Origin of the sequence: Streptomyces sp. AJS327 (assembly GCF_013450295.1) — a bacterium.
Lineage (GTDB): Bacteria > Actinomycetota > Actinomycetes > Streptomycetales > Streptomycetaceae > Streptomyces.
In genome coordinates, this window is record NZ_SKBR01000008.1 from 13,304 (window position 1) to 33,389 (window position 20,086).

Annotated in this window: 15 protein-coding genes and 3 pseudogenes; 12 read left to right on the top strand and 6 right to left on the bottom strand. The window is 68.5% G+C overall.

Annotation, left to right across the window (positions count from 1 at the left end; translation table 11 throughout):
* Positions 1–64: 64 nt before the first annotated feature.
* The gene (locus E0L36_RS28400) at positions 65–1,387 is read right to left on the bottom strand and encodes a 7-cyano-7-deazaguanine synthase (protein WP_180931921.1); all 1,323 of its coding nucleotides are present in this window, start codon (positions 1,385–1,387) and stop codon (positions 65–67) included.
* Positions 1,384–2,175 (bottom strand): hypothetical protein, encoded by a 792-nt coding sequence (locus E0L36_RS26780; RefSeq protein WP_180931922.1) that lies wholly within the window; start codon positions 2,173–2,175, stop codon positions 1,384–1,386. The genes E0L36_RS28400 and E0L36_RS26780 overlap by 4 nt, the downstream gene beginning before the upstream one ends.
* A 687-nt stretch (positions 2,176–2,862) precedes the next feature.
* Between E0L36_RS26780 and E0L36_RS26785 the strand changes: the two genes are divergently transcribed.
* Positions 2,863–3,693: a hypothetical protein gene (locus E0L36_RS26785; protein WP_180931923.1), complete on the top strand. Its 831-nt coding sequence runs from the start codon at positions 2,863–2,865 to the stop codon at positions 3,691–3,693.
* Positions 3,694–3,855: 162 nt separating this feature from the next.
* On the opposite strand, the pseudogene E0L36_RS26790 reads toward E0L36_RS26785, so the two are convergent.
* A pseudogene (locus tag E0L36_RS26790) lies at positions 3,856–4,815 on the bottom strand (LacI family DNA-binding transcriptional regulator); the annotation flags it as partial.
* Positions 4,816–5,193: 378 nt separating this feature from the next.
* On the opposite strand from E0L36_RS26790, the gene E0L36_RS26795 reads away from it, so the two are divergent.
* Entirely contained in the window at positions 5,194–6,477 is a 1,284-nt protein-coding gene (locus E0L36_RS26795; protein WP_180931924.1) for a DNA sulfur modification protein DndB, read from the top strand.
* Between the two features lie 61 nt (positions 6,478–6,538).
* Here the strand turns inward: E0L36_RS26795 and E0L36_RS26800 are convergent.
* Positions 6,539–6,900: pseudogene (locus E0L36_RS26800) on the bottom strand (transposase); the annotation flags it as partial.
* A gap of 105 nt (positions 6,901–7,005) precedes the next feature.
* Here E0L36_RS26800 and E0L36_RS28130 point away from each other — a divergent pair.
* The 6 genes and pseudogenes from E0L36_RS28130 to E0L36_RS26830 all read left to right on the top strand — a co-directional run.
* Positions 7,006–7,418: pseudogene (locus E0L36_RS28130) on the top strand (LacI family transcriptional regulator); the annotation flags it as partial.
* Between the two features lie 111 nt (positions 7,419–7,529).
* Positions 7,530–8,303, top strand: a complete 774-nt coding sequence (locus tag E0L36_RS28630; RefSeq protein WP_258016646.1) for a hypothetical protein — start codon at positions 7,530–7,532, stop codon at positions 8,301–8,303.
* Positions 8,304–8,530: 227 nt separating this feature from the next.
* Positions 8,531–9,202, top strand: coding sequence for a toll/interleukin-1 receptor domain-containing protein (locus E0L36_RS26815; protein ID WP_180931925.1), 672 nt, complete (start codon positions 8,531–8,533; stop codon positions 9,200–9,202).
* A 1,288-nt stretch (positions 9,203–10,490) separates the two neighbouring features.
* The gene (locus tag E0L36_RS26820; RefSeq protein WP_308416963.1) at positions 10,491–10,745 is read left to right on the top strand and encodes a hypothetical protein; all 255 of its coding nucleotides are present in this window, start codon (positions 10,491–10,493) and stop codon (positions 10,743–10,745) included.
* Positions 10,746–10,784: 39 nt separating this feature from the next.
* The gene (locus E0L36_RS26825) at positions 10,785–11,237 is read left to right on the top strand and encodes a hypothetical protein (protein ID WP_180931927.1); all 453 of its coding nucleotides are present in this window, start codon (positions 10,785–10,787) and stop codon (positions 11,235–11,237) included.
* Between the two features lie 321 nt (positions 11,238–11,558).
* Positions 11,559–12,587: a hypothetical protein gene (locus E0L36_RS26830; RefSeq protein ID WP_180931928.1), complete on the top strand. Its 1,029-nt coding sequence runs from the start codon at positions 11,559–11,561 to the stop codon at positions 12,585–12,587.
* A 302-nt stretch (positions 12,588–12,889) separates the two neighbouring features.
* Here E0L36_RS26830 and E0L36_RS26835 read toward each other — a convergent pair whose 3' ends face one another.
* Complete coding sequence (locus tag E0L36_RS26835) at positions 12,890–13,330, bottom strand: DUF6223 family protein (RefSeq protein ID WP_180931929.1); 441 nt, start codon at positions 13,328–13,330, stop codon at positions 12,890–12,892.
* 216 nt (positions 13,331–13,546) lie between these two features.
* On the opposite strand from E0L36_RS26835, the gene E0L36_RS26840 reads away from it, so the two are divergent.
* Entirely contained in the window at positions 13,547–14,662 is a 1,116-nt protein-coding gene (locus tag E0L36_RS26840; protein WP_180931930.1) for a sensor histidine kinase, read from the top strand.
* The gene (locus tag E0L36_RS26845; protein WP_180931931.1) at positions 14,659–15,321 is read left to right on the top strand and encodes a response regulator transcription factor; all 663 of its coding nucleotides are present in this window, start codon (positions 14,659–14,661) and stop codon (positions 15,319–15,321) included. The genes E0L36_RS26840 and E0L36_RS26845 overlap by 4 nt, the downstream gene beginning before the upstream one ends.
* Positions 15,322–15,367: 46 nt before the next feature.
* Here the strand turns inward: E0L36_RS26845 and E0L36_RS26850 are convergent, their stop codons facing one another.
* Positions 15,368–17,404: a UvrD-helicase domain-containing protein gene (locus E0L36_RS26850; RefSeq protein ID WP_374705601.1), complete on the bottom strand. Its 2,037-nt coding sequence runs from the start codon at positions 17,402–17,404 to the stop codon at positions 15,368–15,370.
* Positions 17,405–18,553: 1,149 nt separating this feature from the next.
* Here E0L36_RS26850 and E0L36_RS26855 point away from each other — a divergent pair.
* Positions 18,554–18,790 (top strand): hypothetical protein, encoded by a 237-nt coding sequence (locus E0L36_RS26855; RefSeq protein ID WP_180931933.1) that lies wholly within the window; start codon positions 18,554–18,556, stop codon positions 18,788–18,790.
* Positions 18,791–18,804: 14 nt separating this feature from the next.
* Positions 18,805–19,683, top strand: coding sequence for a helix-turn-helix domain-containing protein (locus E0L36_RS26860; protein WP_180931934.1), 879 nt, complete (start codon positions 18,805–18,807; stop codon positions 19,681–19,683).
* The last annotated feature ends 403 nt before the right edge of the window (positions 19,684–20,086 follow it).

Sequence of the window (20,086 nt, forward strand, 5' to 3'; positions counted from 1 at the left end):
CTCGACGATGTCGCCCCGTGATCACCAAGGCGGTCTGGTGCGGACCAGATCTCTCCTGCGCCGCCTACGCCGCGTCAGCTGCCCCCGTCGCATCCGCGATCTGAAGTAGCCGGGCCAACTCTCCCCGTCCGCGCCTGATCAAATCGAACGCCAGCGCCGGGTCCGTGTCCGGCGGCAGCGGAGTATCGGTGAAGACATCCGTAAGGGTGTACCGGCCGAGCAGCCACCGCTGCAGTGCGCGCCAGTCAGCACCCCGGTCAAGCGGTAGGCCGTCCGCCCATGGCAATGCCTCGTACTGGGTGCCGTCGATGCCGTTGGCGTGGAGCAGCCCGGAGCGGCGCACGAGGCACGGGAAGCAAACGCCGCAGTTGGCGATGGGAGGGCCTCCGCTTCGGCGGGTTGGCGGCTTACCGCAGCTCAGGGTGGACTCCAGGTCGGACGGGGTGAGGCCCGCATCACGTCCGGCCTTGCACACCTCGCCTTTCGTCAACTGTGCCAAGGGGTTGACCACCTGCGCCGTGCTCTCGGTGTCGCTCACTGCCGCTACCAAGGCGTTCAGACTGCCCAGCGCCCACGGGTGCACGGAACGTGTGGAGCAAGCAGCCGAACGCGCCGGTGTCAGAGGCGGATTGAGGGCGAGCTGGCCGTTCTCGGGGATATGGACGGTGACCACCCCGTGCGCGGTGGCGGCGCGGATCGCGCCCGCCGCGTACAGCAGACCGCGAGTGCGGGAGGAGGTCTCCAGCCGCGCCCCGGAGCCGTCGCCCACCGGTGTCTGGCTCATCGGTAACAGCAGCACCGGCCGTACTACGTCCAGTTGCTCGACGGCCTTGTACACCCGCTGCTGGAGACGCAGCAGGCCAATCTCGCGGAACATCACGAGCAGCAGCGGTCGGCAGTCGTCGGCGCGCGAACGGGTGGCGGCCCAGCTGAGCGAATCCAGTCCACCGGAGAACAAGGCGACCTCCGAGGCACGCGGGTCGTCGGGAGAGACCAGCGCCTCCTCGACGTAGTGACCGGTAAGAGGCCGGAAATCCACATTCCATATGTCCCCGGTGAGGACTTGGAGGAACGCAGTGAGGTGGGTATGGGCAGCTGAGCTTCTCCAACGTTCGTGTTCTGTTACGGGAACGGCGAGACTGATGCGGCGAGTCCACCGGTCCTGTACTCCGGTCCGGCGTGCGTACTTGTCGGCGATGAACGCAGCCCTGGCGACGCGGAACAGATCCTCGGCCCAGTCGGGGACAGGACCGGGCAGATGGTGCCGGCCAGTGATGCGGCGCTCCCTTTCCTGGAAGGCTTCCACGCCGATCTCCGTCCAGCGGTCGCCACTAGGTCGGTCGTCCCGGGGGCCGCGCCACCACAGGAAATGGTCGGAATCGGTCACGCCACAGCTCCCTCTTCTCCGGTGATCTCCTCACTGATCAGGCCAAGCACCTTTCCGACCGCCCGCGGTACCAGTAATTCGGCAATCTTGGGCAGTCCGGCCGACGGATCCAGCACATCGCCCACCTCCGACTGCGCGGTATCCACATCCTGTGCAAGGTCTGTCGCTTCGGCGGACTCCTCGCAGGGATTCGGTACCAGGTCCACCACCTTCTCCGCGATCCACTCGGCGATTCTGCTTTCCGGATCGGTCGCGATGAGCACCGGGACCGCCAGCTTGACGTGCTCGGCGACAACGGACCTGAGGAATTCCCCCACCATGTCGGCGAAGAACACCTGGTAGAGATCGCACAGGATGTCCCAGGCGAAGCCGCCGCCGTCGGCCGCACCCCCGCTCATGGCGTCGTCCAGCTCGGGATGTCTGCTCCGGACATCGCGAACTGCCGCGGCGATCCCCCTGCGCACCGCGGCGTCGGCGAGTGTGCCGCCGGCCCCACCGACCTCCGAGACAAGACGTGCGACGAGCGCGTCCTCCGACTCCGCACCCTCGGCGGCCAGCGGCCCCAGGGCCGCGGCGAGCCGATCACCGGCCGCGCAAGCCGTGTCGTACAACCCGAAAGCCGATCGATCGGCACGGAGCGTCTCGTGCAGGGCGCTCAGGTGATCCGCCGCTATCTCCTCCAGCCGCTGATCCGCGTTTCGCGAGTCCTCCCGCCAGCGCGCCAGCCGCCTCCCGGCAGAGCTCCACCGATCGCCGTTCGGTCCCTTCCATCGCGTGGATGTCCCCACATCGCCCCCAACGATGGTGTCCCAACCTGCGCTTCCTCCATGGCATCAGGCCGGACGATCCCCAGGTAGGGCGGGACTCGGCCAGGGCCCCGCGGACCAGCCAGGGGCTGATACAACCAGGGGTATCACTTCCGGTGACACCCACACCTAGATGCGTGACCAGTCGTAGCACTGAGCCACAGACGCCCCGCAAGCCCCGGTTCGGGGCAGATCACGGGCTGGCAAGATTGGCCCTTGCGTTCGCGTGTCCTGTTGTCTATGCGCTCTGCGGAAGAGCAGTCTTGCCGACGGCCCGATAGAGACTCACTGACGGCGTCTCAGAACAGCAGTATCTGACCGCATGCACCAGACGAAATAAGTCGCCTGGTTGTCAGTGGCGGATTGCATCATCGCCTGCATGGCTACAGCACAAGCAAGTAGTGGAGCGGCCCAGGGTCATCATCAAGCGCGATACCGCCCCTGGGTGAGGTTTCGTCTGAGCGTCCGCAGGAGTCGGCGCAATATCCGGGCCTGGCGAGTCCGCGTCAGCGACCGCCGGTTCGATAAGGAGACCCGGAATCTGTGGCGTTCCATGGAGTCCTTCGGCATCGCCAGGGACGCACTTCCAGAAACCGTCCGAGCGCAACGTGCAATGAGCCTGCCCTGGGGCTACATGCTGACTCGCGGGTGGTTGCTCCAATCACGAGCATGATCGTCATGGCGAGTGTCGTGCCGTTGGTCGCCTGGGTGCTCCGAAGCCTGACCCAGGGCTATGGGTTCGGCAGTGTCGAGTCAGTCGCCTCATATGTCCTCCATCAGTGGGGGAAGGTGCCCGACGACGGTGCTCCGGGACGTGATCCCTTCTTCGCCGCACTGGCTCAGGTAGGAATTCTGATCGTTGCCAGTTGGGTGATGTGGCGCACCATGAACAAGGGGGCGCTTCGCAAGTTCTGGTTGACACAGCGCACCTGTGCGGCGGTTCGGTGGTGCGCGGAAGCCAAGAAGGCTGGTCCTGCCGACTTTGTCGACCGGATTGGTCACGTAGAAACGATGTGCCGGGCCGTCGAGTGGAGCATCTGGCGGTCCCACCTGTGGCGAGGCGGCATGCCTCGCCGGTCGTCCAGCCGTACGGCAGGTCGCCGGCATGCCGCCCGCGTCATCGGGGCACTCCACGATGCGCTTGAGGGTCTTCACGGAGAAGCACCGAAGACGGCTTTGGACGATCTGGCGAAGATGCTAACGACGATCGGCGAGCAGCATGCCCGTGGCCAGGTCACGGTACTGCTCCCGGAGACCGCGCTTGAGAACACGACAGCAGTCTCGATGCGCAGCCGCGCGATCAACGAGTCGTTCGTGATCGTGCGCGGTATCGTCGCAGCCCTGTTCGCTGCAGCAGTGCTGGACCGGGTTCTGCCCAGCCTCGGCGTGGGAGACGAGCTGGCTGGATGGTTCCTCGCAGGCGGCGCCCTCGCGGCTGCCGTGATCGCCGTCGGCTGGCAGCGAGTCCGTGACTTTCTGAGCGTCTTCCCCGGCTTGTAGAGATCGAAGCACCCTGCCAGGGTCGGCTGGCGAAGCAACCTTCTGTTCGCTGCGGGTACAGCGAATGGCTTGGGCATCTGATCACGGAATCCGGACCAGACGCGCCCCTTGTCGGAGAAGGACGCCCAACCACTCGGAGGGATCGGGCGCGTCCGCCGACCATCATGCGCTCAGCGCGAGGTCACGCGCCTGCAGGAGCCGGTCCAGGACGACGACCGGCGATCTCGGATGCATTTTCCGGCGGGCGTCCAACGATGCTTCCCACCGCTCGGTGAGGCCGGCCATAAGGCGCCGCCGCATGCCGGGGGGTGACGTGGGTGTAGCGGGCGCAGACTGAGCCGTCGATGTGGCCATGCGTTCGTCCCTGAGGACCTTCTCGGTGCAGAGTTCGTCCATCATCGTCTGGTGGCTGTGGCGGAGGCCGTGGGGCGTGAGGCCCTTGGCGATGGGCAGCCAGCATGCGTTTGCCCGTGCTGCGGCGCCTCGTCCCCGTGCTGGGACCCCGGGTCACGGCTCGCCGAGGATGGGGATCGGGCGGGCCTCCTGGGGTGCCCTCTTGGGGTACCAGCCGGAGGCGGCGGGAGTGAACAGCCAGGTGGCGAAGCCGTTGCGGCGCCAGTGGGCCGCGTGCTCGGTGGCCGCTACACCGAGCACGAAGCCCAGGTCCGTGCTTGCCTTCTCGACCCGTGCCCGTGTCGCGTCCGCAACGCATTCGGGGCGGTTGAGGACGTTGGAGACGCTGCCTGTCGAGACTCCGGCGAGGCGTGCGACATCGACGAGTTTCGCACCGTGATGCCCCCCGGTATGGGCTGTGCCCTGGCCTTGGAAGACGTACGTCCTTCCGTGGCAGGGGCAGGGCATCGGCTTCGTGCGGGCGATGTGGTTGAGGACCAGGGCGGTCAGCCAGTCCATCGCATCGATGGTGCGATAGCTGTCGTCCTTGGGCGGACAGCGGATCAGCTCACCAGAGTCCAGCTCGTAGAGCTGCCACTCGACGCGGAACGCGCCGGGTCGGACGAACTCCGTCTCCAGGCCGACGATTTCACCCCAGCGTTTGCCGGTGTAGCCCTTGAGGACACAGGCGACGAACTCGTCGTCACGGCCAGAGAGCAGGGCGGCCCGGGCCTCACTCGCCCAGCACGACGTCGTTCACCTCATTGAGCCCGAGGGAACCGTTCACGACCGAGTGCGCCGAGTAGGGCGCGCGTAGGACGGTACTCACGCGCCCCATCACGACCAGGCCGACTCCGTGCCGCTCCCAAGGGAGCAAACCTTGCCAGTGTTCACCGCGGCTGCTCCTTGACTAGCTCATGACACCAAGACCGACATACAGGATGCAGGCACCCGGGCATCGTCGACCCACGGCTACCAGATGAGCGCGCGTATTGCATCTTAAATCCTCGATTACGAGGCAGATTTGATGGTTAGTTAGATCGGCAGTCACCTTTCGTGCTTGAGTGAGTCGCATAGCAAGCCACCTACCTGCGAAGGAAGTTACCGTTGAGTATCACTGTCGATTCGTCGCGCCTCTCCCTCGTGCGCGAGGAGTCCACCTACCTGGCGATCCGCACCAGCCAGGGCGGTCGAACTGTCTACACCACGCGCATCCCACTCGCCGACCTCTCGGTCATCCTCACCATCCCCGACCCGGCCAAGCCGGACCCGGACAACCGCAAGGTGGACATCAACCACGCCAAGGGCTTCGGCCAGTACCTCGCCGACAACCCCGGCTGGGTGGCTCCGGCCCTCCTCATCCGCGACACCGGCGGCTGCCGCTTCGAGCCGATCAGCGAAGACGGCTCGGTCGGCTACCTCACAGTCCCGTGGTCCATCGGTGGCATCGGACGCCTGATCACGATCGACGGCCAGCATCGAATCCTCGGCGTCCACTTAGAAAAGAAGCGCATCACGGACGAAGTCTCCCGCATCGACCGGGAGCTACTCCGCGCCAACGAGGCCAAGAAGGCGAAGCTGGAGCAGGACCGCGAGGCCCTGATCGGCCGAATGCAACGGCTCAAGGACGAGTTCGTCGGCATCGACATCTACGTGGAGTCCGACGGCGTCAAGGGTCAACAGATGTTCGTTGACGTCGCGGACAACGCCAAGGGTATCTCCGGTGCCGTCCGAGCCCGCTTCGACACCTCGCGCATCGCCAACCGCACGCTCAGCGACATCGTCACCCACCCCCTCCTCCTCGGCAAGATCGACATCGAACGGGACCGGATGACCCTGACCAACCGCAACCTGATGGGCGCCAAGCACGTCGCCGACATCACGCGGGCCGTCATCGCCGGCCCCGGTGGCCGTGTCAGCAAGAAGGTCGAGTCGCTGACCGACAACGAGGTAATCGAGAGCGTCCGCGGTTTCCTGGACGTCATCTCCATCGCCTTCACCGCGCTTGCGGAGATCACCGAGGAGGACGTGGACAACTACGACCCCTCGCTCTCCGAGAAGAAGAAGAACGAGCCGCCGACGCCCCCTACCAAGGCCATGAGGCTGCGTGAGTCCTCACTCCTGGGCTCGGTGGGCATGCTCCGCGTCCTGGGTGGCGTCTATCGCAATCTGCGGGAGGCCGGAGCCGAAGACGGAGACATCCAGGAGTTCTTCAAGCGACTCGATCGGCACATGACGGCCCCGGTCACCGAGGACTGCATCTGGCGTACCACGGACGCGAACGAGGACTTCGAGCCGAATGCCTCGGCCCCGATCATGCGTCAGCAGAATATTGTACACCTGACCAAGGCGATCACAGACTGGTACAAGAAGGCCCCGGCCGCCATCTGATTTAGCAGCAACACCAGAGCCCCCCTCCACATCTCACGCGGAGGGGGGCTCCTTGGCTCCCAACGTCGGCAGCCACGTGGACGCTCTGCGTGTCCAGCACCACCAGGGTCGGCCTCTGAGCGGCGGACTCTCTCGCGGACCTGGCAGCGCAGGAGTTCATGGATAACCTGGGCAGTCCCGTCGTCCCTCCACGGCGAAGCAGCAGTACGTCGCGCTCTTCGGCGGCAGATCGTGCGGGAGGCAGGCCCACTGACACCCGGTCCGGCCCTGGTAGAGGATGGCGTTCACGATCTCCCGCATCGCGTAAGCGCCCTGGTACCCGCTCACCGAGCGGCGCCCATCCTTCCATGCCGTGATCACTAGCTCGATTAACGACCACTGCTCGTCCGATAAATCGCTTGGGCACGGCATGCGTTCACTCAATCCGCCATACCAACAGACAACCGGCTGCGGACCAGCAGATTCCGCCCCCACCTACACCATCAGGCGACAACAGAACCTCTCAAAAACTCATGAACCGCCCCCTGAGAGAAGAAGGGGAAGGTTCTCTATGCGGCCTCCAGCGTCAAGACCTGACGCTCGACGCTCCACCTGATCTTCGAAGACGCGATCGATGAGGGCCTGATCATGTCCAACTCGGATGCTCGCCGGCGCGGACGCGGCAAACGCGCCGGCCGCTCCCGAGACTGTGGCCCCGAGAAGGTGGTCACCGACGCGCTCGGCATCCTGCTGACCGCCGACCGCGCCGCTCTGCTCTCCGGGCGTGACGACGAGTTCGTCGCCGTGGTCCTCAAGGGGTTCACCGGCATGCGTTGGGGCGAGATCGTCGGCCTGGAGCCCGCGTTCATCCGCCCTGGAGCCGTCCGGGTCGAGTGGCAGCTGTACGAGCTCGACACAGGGGAGTTGGTGCGTTGCCGCCGAAGGACGACAGCTACCGCACCCCAGTCTGGCGCCATCAGGCGTGCAGTCCTCGGTCTGGCCGGAACGTGCACTCCATCTTCCGTTAGGTACGGTCCCCGCCTCCACGACCGGCCTTGGCCCCGGGGAAACGGGTGCCGGGCTGCAAGCGGGGTCTGGGCGTCGCCCTGCTGGACCAGGTCGCTGAGCACACCGGTGGCACCGTCCGCAAGGCTCTGGCCGACCGAGGCTTCAAGAACCAGGTCGCCGTGCACGCCACCCACCTCGGGATCGACGTCGAGACCGCCGAACACAACCCGCAGGACAAGGGGTTCGTCCCGCAGCCGAAGCGGTGGAGGGTCGAGCAGACCTGTGGGATCCTGATACTGCACCGGCGCCTGGTCCGCGACTACGAGCATCGCCCCTCATCCTCCGCCTCCCGCGTCCGATGGGCGATGACCCACGTCATGGTCCGCCGCCTCACCGGCGCGAACACTCCTGCCTGGCGTGATCCGCGGGCGGTGAGCGCGTGGACATCCAGCCACTGCTCGACGCGCTCAAGGTCCAGGAGGACGCCGCCCGGGCCCTGGTCGACGGCCCTCCGCACGCAGATCGAGGAACTGCAGGGCCGACTGCGGGAGGCCGAGACCCATCTCGAACACCTCGCGATCGCCCGGAAGAGCATCACTGCTCTCGCTGACCGCCTCCCGGCCCGGGTCTCTCCGCCCGAAGTGCCCGAGCATCCGGACTACCTCCGCATCCTCGCCGTCTTCAACGAGACCACCGGCCCGCTGCGGGCCCGTGATGTCTGCGAAGCCCGCGACCACGATCTGCTGCCGAAGAGCATCGAGGGCACCCGAGCGAAGCTGAAACGACTCGTCAACCTCGACGTCCTCACCGAAGTCGATGCCGGCAGCTTCGCCAGCTAGCGGTAGCGTGACTGAAGCCCCACAAAACAGCATTCTTGCCCCAGATTCACCAGTAAACGAACATCAACCCACGAACCGCCCTCTCATCACCGATCGTGACTGCGACCCGCTGAACATCCGCAATGGAAGCATATTTGGCATTTCGTTCCACTGTCAGACCCATCGTCTAGCGTGGTCCACCGGAGCCTCATGAGAAGGCACACGCTTCAGCAGTTTCCGGAGGACCAGTGGCCAAGAGGATCAGCGCGAACTCCATGCGCCAGCAGCTCAGAAGCGCCCAGCGCAAAGCAGAGCAGGACGCCAAGAGGGCCCAGCGCAAGTTCGAGAGTCAGGTCAGGAAGACGGTGTCGGACTACAATCGCACGACTGAAAGACACAACCGCCAGCAGCTCGCCAAGCTCAAGCAGAGCAGCGGCTCGTCGGTCTCGTTCACAGTGGAAGAGCAACACCTTGTCGATCGGGTGCAGAGCGCCGTCGCCGAGCAGGACGAGCGCGAGTACGACGTCTTCCTGAGTTACGCACGTGTCGACGGAGCCGATGTGGCCGAACAGCTGCGCAGCGAGCTTGACTCCCTCGGCATCACAGTCTGGTTTGACGAAGTGGCCATCCGCGCCGGGAAGAGTCTGTCCCGTCAGATGGATGACGGACTTACTCGAGCGCGAGCCGGTGTGACGCTGCTTACCGAGGCGTACCTGGGGCGACGCTTCTGGACCGAGCGCGAGCTGGGTGCTCTGCTGCACAAGGACACGGTGATCCCCGTACTCCACGGCGTGAGCTTCGGGGATGTCGGGAAGTTCAGTAGCTTCCTCCGCGACCAGGCGGGCTTCAGTACGGAGTACGACTCTGTGGAGGACATCGCACAGAAGATCGCCGAAGCTGTACTGCTCGATGAGGAGTAGGTGAGGCGGCTCCGCGCTGGTTGCTCGACCCGCATCCAGGCTGCTGGCCCTTCGCCTACGCACCCGAGGGTGCGGGCGCCTGTCTCAAGAAACGCCCGACGACTCGCCCGAATCACACGCCACACTACGAGACCCCCCGAGAGACCCTTTGCAGGACGATCGCTACCCCCGGCACTTTTGGGAGCCATTCGGGAGCCGACCAGTTCCCCGCGCACCGTCGACACCCTCTGAGACCACTCGGCGCCAACGCTCTGACCAGGTAAAACAGCGAACTACCCGGCAACGATCACGCCCAACCCTCATTCTGGACGAAGAGGTCGTGGGTTCAAATCCCGCCACCCCGACTGAAGAAACACCAGGTCAGGGGCCTGATCCACTTTGTGGGTCAGGCCCCTGACGGGTTTCTGGGGGTATCGGAGCCGATTGGGGGCGGGCTCGGGTTCCGGCTCCCAGTCGGTTCTCATAGGACTCCGGCGCCGTCGGCCCGGCCCGGCATCCTGACGTCGCGGAGCGAAGGGGGCGCCTCGCGCACCCAGCTTCGGGCGGGCGAGATGGTGCCGCGTGCGCTAGTACGGCCACGGTTCGGGGGCTACTGCGGCTTGCCGCCGTCAGCGCCCGGATGGGCAAACGGATGCCGGACGCTCACCGGCCCGCTTTCGACTCGACGGGCAGCGACTCCGTTTTCCGCACAAGGGGCTGGCGCTCCGTGTGGCCGACCAGGCGAGACCGCAGGAAGCGTCGGCGTCGACTCCGTCGAAGCCGCTGTCGATGTGGACGACCACGCCCTCGAACGCTTCCTGCCTCTCCCGGCGTCATCGCTCGGGGGGGGGCAGCCGGGACAGGCCGCGAACCCAGTCGCCGAGTTGGAAGGGGTGTTCTTCTTGGCGGGTTATGCGGTGTCGCCTCTCAGTGCGTGGAGTACGGGTTCGTTGTCATCCCTCAGAAGCCGTGGGGTGCCCAGCCACTGAGAGAGGAGCCGGGGCAGAAAGCTCTCCTTCGCACCGCCCGAGCTGCTCGGCCGCCTCACGCGGATGCGCAGCGGACGTAAGGCGGCGTGCCAACTACCCAAGAATTACGCGAATTTGCTGCATCTCCTTTGACGTCCGCCGTATCGGAGGGCATTCATATCGACTTCGCTCTGCCCCCGCACGGGCAGCGGAACTTCAGCACTTCGGGGGAACCCATGAAGCGGCCTCAACTGGCGGCTCCCGAGATTCGTAGGCTGACGTCGCAGGATGAGGGACGTTCTCGCGGATAAGGGGATTTGAGAATGCCGCGTCGGTTGAGCGTGCTGCTGGTTTCGATGGCCCTGGCGGTCCCTGTCGTCCTGGGTGGGGCGGCATCGGCCGCCGAGCTGTCGACGAAGGCGTTCCACGCGAAGGTCAAATGCGCCAAGGTACGAATCAGCGACAACAACGCTGTCGGTTACGTCCACGGGGAGGGGCGCGCGAAGACGAAGCCGCTTGCCGTGGCCGCGGCGAAGAAGGACGCCAACTCGAAGGTGGGCAAGGGGTACAGGGCCAAGCACTGCCGTAGCCTCTAGCACAGCGGGCAGCGAGAACGGAAGGAGAAGATCCCCAGCATGACGGATCAGAGCAAGATTTTCGCCGTACATTTAGGGATCTTCGCCACCCCTGAAGACCGGAACCGCGTGTATGCGCGGGGTATGGAAAGGGTTTCCGCTTTCGAGGACGTCTCTCTGCGTGGCTCCCAGTACGTGGACGGCGAGCAAGCTACCGCGCTTGACCCCGATTTCTCCGTGAACGAGCTGTACGAGGAGTTGCCACAGCAGTGGCGGGACGAGCATCCGGGAGAAGATCCCGGGCTCCGGCGGATCAGCGAGATCCGCCTCGTGGTGGCGAGCCGAGGACCGGGGCCCGATGAGTTGACGACGGCCCTGGCCCAGGGCGCCTGCCCTGTTCTTGATCATCCTGGGCCGTGCCCCGTCCCCTGGTCGGCCGACTTCGTCACCGGCGAGGACAAGGTATCGGTGGAGTATCTGCACTCCAGCCGCACACAGGGGCCCACCCCGTAGCAGAACGTCAGGAACTACCCCCGGACGCATCTCCGATGAAGCCGGGAAGTGATTCCCGACGCACCCCAAGCCGCGAGCCGCCTGGGAACCTATCCGCCCCGGGCCACCGCGAGGCCGCGTGAAGTCGACCGGGACCAAGGGGCTGACCGACTTGCCCGGTGTGGCCGCCGGTTGCTCGGGACACGGACGCGTTCAGTTGCCGGGGCCGCAGTCTGAGCTCTACGAAAGGGCCGTATGCCCGGTTCGCGAGTGTAGGGCGTGATGCCCGTACGTGGGACTGAAACTGCTGGACAGGAAGTCACCGCACACAAAGGAGACATCATGTCCGCCACGACAGTTCTGCCCCTGCGCCAGGCCGAGCCGGAGTGCCCCTCCTGGTGCGCTCGCGAGGCACACGCGGAGGCGATGGGGAGTCACCTCAGCGCGCCGGTGCGTCTGAACGCTCCGGGAGGGACGAGCCCGGATCCCGAGGTCCCGCTGCTGTCCGTTCAGATCGGGCTGGGCTACGAGGAGGAGGTCCGTGGCGAGCGACCTCGGGCGTGGCTCTCGACGGTCGACGGCACCGGGGAACTGGACCCCGGTGCCCTGGAGTCATTCACGGTCGGCCTGGAGGACTTCGCCCTGCGGCTCAGGGGGCTCCGGCATCGGTACGAGACCGTCGTTCTCGGCGGTGTCCCGGAGGCCGTCGACCTGTACCCGGAGGCCACCCATCCACTCGAACTCGTCGCCCCCTGTCCTCCCTGGTGCCAGTACCGGAACCAGGAGGAGCACTGCCCGACCGGCCTCCTGGTCGAACAGTTCCACGCCCCGGAAACCGAGGTGATGGAGCTGGAGCTCCGTCCGGTGATCCACACCAAGTACGGGCGCGAGGCCGAGACGTTGGAACTCGGCATGACGCACAACGGACACGCCCCACTGCCTCACATCGACCTCACCCTCGGCACCACGGCGAAGTGGCATTACGTGCAGCTGACCTTCGAGGAGGCCGACCGGCTGCGTACCCGTCTCAGTGAACTCCTCGCACAGGGACGTGAGTACGCCCGCCCGGAAGGCGTGGCGTCGCTGCGGGAACTGGTCGACTACTGCGGCGTCCGAATCGTCGAGCACCAGCGCGAGGTGGAGGGTTTCCACGGACACGCGGTCGGTGACACGAGGAACGGCGGGCCGGTGTGGGTGACCGTCCCCAGGGGCACCGTCGGCCCGCGCCTCGAAGAAACGGTGAAGGACCTGCTCGCGGAGATTCACGAGACACAGGCGGAGGTGACCGCCCAAGACGGTGAGGAGGTCCGGCAGGCGGGCGCACCGCCCGAGATTTCCTCCTGGTCGTCGTCGGGGCAGGCAGCGGCATGACCGGCTGAGACAGCCGCGAGACGCCCCTCGCCCCGCGCACCGCTGCCCGAGCCGCGGTGTCCCGCACAGCGACGGGGGAGCCGACCCACTCCCCCGGTCCGTGCCAGCCGGGACGGAGTCTCTGACCAGCGCGACCGGCGTCGGCTCAGGCAAGATCAGCGGAACGGCCTCGTTCGTGAGGAAGAGGGCGCGGGGTCATGTCCCGCCCACCCCGGATGGGGGGCGGCCGGCCTCCGGCGTTGTGCGCGACGTTCCGCGTGACGGCCGGCGAGGAGGCGGCGAGCCACGGTGGCCGGGGCGGGTTACCGCCGGGGGGTTCGACTCCGGTGCAGGGCCAGGGCGTTGAGGGTGGCGCCGGTCAGTCCGAGGGCCAGGGCCACGACGCCGCCGCCCAGGCCGTTGCCGGTGCCCAGGCCACCCTCGGCGGTGACCACGACCAGCGCGCCGAGCGCCATGGCTGTCAGCCCGGCGGCCAGCGCGACGATGACGGGCCCCCGCCCCCAGCGCGCCCCGAGCCAGGTTCCGAGACGGCCGCCAGGGCCACCCGCGGGGCCACCGGCGGGGCGGAGGAGGGCCAGCCCGCCGATGACCACGGCGCTCAGGCCCGTCAGCGCGGCCACGAGAGCGCCGAGCCGCCCGGCGCTCATCTCGTCGACACCCGCCGCGAGCGGGAGTGCGAGGGCGGCGTGAACCGAGTGAGCCAGGTGAGCGGGGTGGAGTGAGGTGAGAGCGTGGAACGCCATGGGTGTCCTTCGCCGCGACGAGTGGTGGTGGGCCGATGGTGTCCGGCCGGTGCCGCCCAGGTCGTCCGGCGAGCGCGGTCACTTCGCGCTGCCGCCGCCACCCCGTACCGCTACCGCGCGCGCCGTACCCGCCGGGAGGACTACCGCGTGCGCGGTAGCCGACCCGTCGTCGGCCAGCGGGATCCGCGCTGGCGGGCACGCGGCTAGTCTGCCGGCATGGGCAGGGGGCGGACGGGCGTCGGGGACTGGGTGACCGGCGTCGGTATGGCCACGATCCTGCTGGTCACGGGGGTGGCCGGAGAGCACGCCGACGCCCGGTACGCACCGCTCGGCCAGGCGCTGCTGACGGCCGGTGGGCTGGCGCTGGTCGCGCGCCGACGGGCACCGGTGCCCGTCCTGGTGGTCACCGGAGTCTGCGCGGTCGGTTACCAGGCGGCCGGTTTCGACGTACCCGCCGTCGCCTACCTCTTCGCGGTGTACGCGGCCGTGCGGGCGGGGCACCGCCTCCTCCCGCTGGTGACGAGCATGCTCGTGCTCGCGCTGCTCCCGGCCGCGGCGCTGCTCTCCGGGCCGTACGACACGGGCGAGGCGTTCGCGCGGGCCCGGGGCGCGCTGGAGATCGCCTGGCTGGTCGCGGCCGGTGCCGCGGGCGAGGCGCTGCGGCAGGCCGAACGGCGGGCGGACGAGGCCGAACGCACCCGGGAGGCGACGGCCAGACGCCGCGCCGACGAGGAACGGCTTCGTATAGCACGGGAGTTGCACGACTCGCTGACCCACCAGATCTCGGTCGTCACGGTGCAGACGGAGGTGGCCGTGCACGTGGCCCGCAGGCGGGGCGAGGAGGTGCCGCCCGCCCTGCTGGCGATCCAGGAGGCGGGCCGGGAGGCCAGCCGCGAGTTGCGCGCGACGCTGGAGGCGCTGCGCGATGACGACACGAGCCCGCCGCGCGGCGTGGAGGACCTGCCCGAACTGGTGGAGCGGGCCCGCGCGCTGGGCCTGGCGGCGACGCTCACCGTCCAGGGGCCGCCGGGCGGCCTACCGGACGCGGTGGACCGCACCGTCTACCGGATCGTCCAGGAGTCGCTGACCAACGTCGCCCGCCACGCGGGGGCCACCACGGCGTCGGTGCGGATCGACCGCCGCGCGGACACCCTCGCGGTGCGCGTCGACGACGACGGCACGGCCGTACCGGGTAGCACCCCGGCTCCCGGCGTCGGCCTGCTCGGTATGCGGGAACGCGTGACGGCGCTCGGCGGACGGCTCCACACCGCGCCGCGCGCCGGGGGCGGCTTCCGGGTCCACGCCGACCTGCCCGTGACCGGTGCCCCGTGATCCGCGTCCTGCTGGTGGACGACCAGCCGCTGATCCGCAGCGGGTTCCGCGCCCTTCTCGACCTGGAGGACGACATCGAGGTGCTGGCCGAGGCCGCCGACGGGCACGAGGCGCTGGCGCTGGCCCGGCGGCACCTTCCCGACATCGCCCTCGTCGACATCCGGATGCCCCGGATGGACGGCATCGAGACGACCCGCCGCATCGCCGCGGACCCCGCGCTGGCCGAGGTGCACGTCGTCATCCTGACCAACTACGGCCTAGACGAGTACGTCTTCCACGCACTGCGCGCGGGCGCCGCCGGGTTCCTCGTCAAGGACGTGCTGCCGGAGGACTTCCTGCACGCCGTGCGCGTGGCCGCACGCGGTGACGCGCTGCTGGCCCCCTCGATCACGCGCAGGCTCATCGCCACGTACGTCAGTCAGCCGCTCGGCCCCGCGGCCGCCGTGGGGCTGGACGAGCTGACCGCGCGCGAGCGGGAGGCCGTCGCCCTCCTCGCGCGGGGGCTGTCCAACGACCAGATCGCCGAGCGCATGGTGATCAGCCCGATGACCGCGAAGACCCACGTCAACCGGGCCATGGCCAAGCTCCACACCCGTGACCGCGCCCAACTCGTCGTCATCGCATACGAGTCGGGGCTGGTCGTCCCGCGCACGCCCTGAACGGCGGGCGGTCGCGGGCGCCACGCCAACGTCGGGCGCGGGGCCCTCAGGGGCTCTTCGCGGTGGAACTGACGCTGCCCAGCCAGAGCACGTCCCGGGCCCGGGTCATGGCCACGAAGAGCTGGCTGCGGGACAGTTCGTGGCGCTCCCGCTCCACCTCGGACACCTCGCCCCCGGCGCCGCGCGGAACATCCGTCAGCGCGGAGTCGTACTCGGGCAGGTAGACGCGTTTGAACTCCAGCCCCTTCGCCCGGTGATAGCTGCCCAGCTTCACCGCCTCCACCGGATGGCCGTCGTACTGCTCCAGCGGGCAGACGGGTATGCCCGCGCGGTCCAACAGCCGCTGGTAGTGGTCGATCGCGCGCTTGAAGGGGCAGAGCACCGCGGTGTCGGCGCGCACCTCCGGAGCCAGCGCGAGCAGCGCCTCCAGCAGGGCCTCGTCGTGTTCGCCGCGGGTCGGCTTCGAGACGCGCGTCACCTGCCCGTCGTGGTGGGTGAGGTCAACGTCCCGAAGGCCGGGCGTGCGCTGCCCGTCGATGTCCTCGAACGGCTCCTCCGCGACGACGGCGAGCGCGGTGTCCAGGATCTCCTTGCTGTTGCGGTAGTTGACGCGCAGCACCTGGCCGCGGTCACCCCGGATGTCGATCCCCGCGTCCGTCAGCCGGAACCCACCGGGGTACACCGCCTGCTGACCGTCCCCGACCAGCAGCAGACCGTTCGGAGCGTCACCGACGAGCGTGTGCAGGAGCCGCACCCCCACCAGCGTGAGGTCCTGCACCTCGTCCACGATCACCGCCGCGTACCGACGCTCCCCCGCGCTCCGCCGCGCCTCCGCGAGAGCGCTGGAGAGCAGGTCGTTGAAGTCGTGCACCCCGCGCTCCACCCGGAGTTCCTCGTACGCCTCGTACAGCTCCCAGACGGCCCGCCGGTGCGTACGCCGCAGACTCGCGCGCCGACGGCGGCGCGGCACCGTGGCGTACTCCTCGAACGAGGTGATGCCGCGCCCCTTGATGACGTGGTCGATCTCCTCCTTCCAGTACCGCGGCGCGGGATCGATATCGCTCAGGCAGCTGCCCCGGCCGACCCGCGTCCAGGCGAGGCTGAAGGCCGTCTGCGCCTTCTCGCTGTGCAAACGGAGCGCCACCCCACGGGACTGGAGGAACTCCTGCGCCCAGGAGTGCAGACTCCGGAACTCCACCCGGTCCGCCACCGCCGGCGACATGGACCGCAGGAAGGTGGCCTGCACCCGCGGCAGGTTGTTGGCGAAGGTCACGTACAGGACGCGGCCCGTGGAGCGCTGGGCGAGATGCGCGGCGCGATGCAGGCCGACCACGGTCTTACCGGTGCCCGCCGGGCCGCTGACCCGCGCGGGACCGCCCCAGTCACGGCGCACCAGGGCCACCTGGTCGGGGTGGAGGAAGGTCATCCACTGCTCGATCGGGGCCCGCAACGCCTCCTCCAACGCGGCCTCACGCAAGCCCTCCAGGTCGAACAGACCGTCAGCCGGCTCCTCCGGAGCGCCGCCCGCCGAACTCCCCGCCGGATCCGCCGCCGGGCCCCTCGGCCGCTCCCCCGGCAGGCCCTTCGGGCTCTCCGACGACCGAGCCGACGCCTCGGAGGCCGCGGCCGAGTCCTCGTGCGCCGGGAAGACCCGCTCCAGATGGTCGGCTATGGCACGGGCGGAGGCGGCCACCAGCCGCCGCGGTTCGCGCATCAGGACGGGACCGACCTCGAACTCCCCGAGCAGCTGGATCCGGCCCAACCCGGTACGGACCCGCTGCCCGGCGAACACCATCAGCGGCCGCACCGCCACCGGTGACATGCCCAGCGAGGCCACCGCGGACTCGGCCCGCCGCGTCACCGCCAGCAACTTCTCCGCGTCCGCGTCTCGCGCCTCCCCTCCGGCGGAGAGGCATCCCTCCGAAACGGCGGGCGCGGAACGCCAGTTCTTGACGTCCACGACGAACACACCTCCCGGGCCGATCAGCAGCATGTCCACGTTGGCCGACCTCGTTCCCGGCCACGCGCGGTCCACCAACAACCGCCAGCCGCGCTCCGTCAACATCAGGAGCTGGGCCGCCACCCGACGTTCACCCTCACTGGCGGCCTCCCACCGGCGGGCCTCCCCTCGCGCTGCCCGCCACTGGTCCTTCAGCAGCCTCTCCTGCCGTCGCGCCTCCTGCGCCCGCCGTGACGCCGATCCCCCAGCCGCCATGCACTACCCCTCGTACGTGGAGTAGCGATCATAGGACGACCAGCGACGGTGGGGCAGGGCGTACAACTGGTGCGATACGCCCCGCTCCTGCCCCCCGGACGACGGTGCCGAGGACCGCGCGGGTGGTGCGGTACGGAACGGGGTTCGACGGTCTGGGACTTGGGGGCGGGAGTTGGGGGTGGCTGTGGTGGAAGTGGCAGGGAACATGCGAGCGGGGCCGCGGATGACGGCCCCGACTCGTGAGCCGTGAGCTGCTGCAACAGCGCACGACCGCGTTCCCCCTGAGGTGTCGAGTGGCAACGGCCGGGGGTGCCGAAGATGCGGAGTCTCAGCGAGCAGCCCTGGGGCGCGCTCCCAGCTGACAGGACGGACCAGGTCCGAGACTCGGACCGGAACTGGGGCTCGGGCCCCGGGGTACCGTCCAGGAGGTGACCGCATACACGGCGTGAACCCGGTCAGCGCGTTCGGGTATCAGCGCTGGCGGGACGCGTGAACAGCGGTGGTGTAGTGGGAGACATCGTCGTTGCCGGAATCGACGGACCGTTCGCTCTGGAACGCGATGATGCATGTCCGCCTCCCCCCTCAGCATCCACGGATGCCTCGCAACTCTCCCCGGTGAATTCAGCTGGGGCACGCGGAAGTGCATGGGATGCACGGGTGTTTATTGGCCCACGCGGCATGGTATCCGCGTGGTTTCCGCGCCGTTCCCTGGCTGAATGACCTCTACTTTGCCCCCGGATCTCTCGGGTCGCAATGGTCGTGGAGGCGCCCAAGTGGGAGGGAAGCCCCGGTCTGGGCCGGGCCTGCGGCCGCGACCCGGCCGTGCGCTGGGGGAATCGAAGAGCGCCGTTTCACAAAACGCGGGACAGAATGAAACGTCGTGGATATCCGCCTTGCCGGGGGCCGTTGTGCAGTCGAAGGTAAAGGCGAGACTCCCTGTCCGACGGCTCTGCAAAGCCGGCGGAACGCTCCGGGGGTCTCGGTGTCGAGTGGCAACGAGCCGAGGAGGAAGACACGTTGGCAAGCAATCTCGCCCCGCGGGTGAACTGCGCGGCTGACACGGCCGGAGACCGGAAGCCGGTCCTGCCCGTCCCCGCGGTGGTCGTGGTGATCGTCGTCCTGCTGGTCACCACCGGTCTGGCGGCGCTCGGAACGCCCCTGGAGTTAACCGTCGCGGCCGTGAGCGTGGGATGCCTGCTGGGCACCCAGCTCGTCCGCGGGCTCACGGAGCCCTTCTCCGGTTCCCAGGTGTAGGAAAGGGGAGCCGGATGGGGCGCGAACAGTGCGCCCTGACCCCACACAACCCCCTGATGGCGCTGGCGCAGTGGCTTGAGGCGCTGCGCCAGCGTTCGGGGTGGTGCTGGAGTCAGGTGGCGCGGGCGGTAGCCGAACTGGGAATCTCCGTCTCCCAGGCCACCCTCTTCCGGGCGGCCCAGGGCGAACGGCTCCCGAAGTGGCGGACGGTCGAGGCGTTCACCCACGCCTGCGGTGGCGACGGCCGAACGGCGAAACGGCTGTGGGAGGCCGCCGCCCGGCACACGGAGAGCGGGACGTCCGCCATATCCCACGCATCGGTGCTACGGCCGGAGTTCATCACCGAACCCTGGGAACTGGTGCACGCGATGCGGCAGTTACGGCGCGAGCAGGGCAATCCGAGCCTGCGGGAACTGGAGAGTCGGGCGACGGTGCGAGGCGGGAGCTATCTGCCGCACAGCACCGTCAGCGCGGTACTCCGGGGGCGCATGCCGGGAAAGGAGTTGCTGCTGTACTACGTCCGGTACTGCGGAAGGGTCCCCGAGGACCAGTTGGGTCCGTGGGCCGAAGCCTGGGAACGCGTCCGGTCCCGGCGCCGGGGCGAACCGGCTCCGTCGCTGGCCGAGACACGGAAGGAACTCCGTGCCGCGGAAGCCGAGGTGGAACTGCTGCGGTCCCAACTGGCCCGGACGAGCGAGGAGTTGTCCCGAGCACACCGCGCGGCTCCCACCGGGGCCACGGCCACCCGGCCACGCGATCCCGGTGTGGTGATCGCGCGGAACCGGCTCCGGTCGGGGCAGGCCACACCCACGTCCCACGCCAGGGAACGGGGCCCGGGCCCCGGACCGACCCGGCGCGCGGGCAGCAGACCGGGTACCCCGAGCAGCGTCTGAGGCCCCGGGCGGCACCGGCACGCCACGTCGGTGCCGCCCGGGTACCAACCCGGCACCGACACCGATGCCGTCCAGCTGCCGTCACGGGGGGTGGCGGGCGCCGAACGGGTGCTGTCGGCTGCCGTCACGGGGCCGCGCGCTCAGCGCTGTCCGGTGGTACCCGGACGCCGTCCGTCGCCACGTCATCCCTCGCCACGCGGCCACCGTCGCGCATGCCGGCGGGCGCTGTCGGGCGCCGTCCCGACCGTTCTGGGGCCTCGGGTTCGGGGTGAAGCTCCGAAGCCAGGCCCCTTGGGTGGTGCGGGCTGAGGCCGTCGGGTACTCAACTGAGCTGGGATTCCTGGCCCGTTGGGCGGACGGTCGGAATTCGGGTCTCGGGTCTCGGGTCTCGGGTCTCGGGTCT

Bases quoted from the DNA above. Each gene is read 5' to 3' on its own strand.
- E0L36_RS26785 (WP_180931923.1), top strand. From the start codon at position 2,863: ATGATCGTCATGGCGAGTGTCGTGCCGTTGGTCGCCTGGGTGCTCCGA.
- E0L36_RS26825 (WP_180931927.1), top strand. From the start codon at position 10,785: ATGACGGATCAGAGCAAGATTTTCGCCGTACATTTAGGGATCTTCGCC.
- E0L36_RS26830 (WP_180931928.1), top strand. From the start codon at position 11,559: ATGTCCGCCACGACAGTTCTGCCCCTGCGCCAGGCCGAGCCGGAGTGC.
- E0L36_RS26835 (WP_180931929.1), bottom strand. From the start codon at position 13,330: ATGGCGTTCCACGCTCTCACCTCACTCCACCCCGCTCACCTGGCTCAC.
- E0L36_RS26840 (WP_180931930.1), top strand. From the start codon at position 13,547: ATGGGCAGGGGGCGGACGGGCGTCGGGGACTGGGTGACCGGCGTCGGT.
- E0L36_RS26860 (WP_180931934.1), top strand. From the start codon at position 18,805: ATGGGGCGCGAACAGTGCGCCCTGACCCCACACAACCCCCTGATGGCG.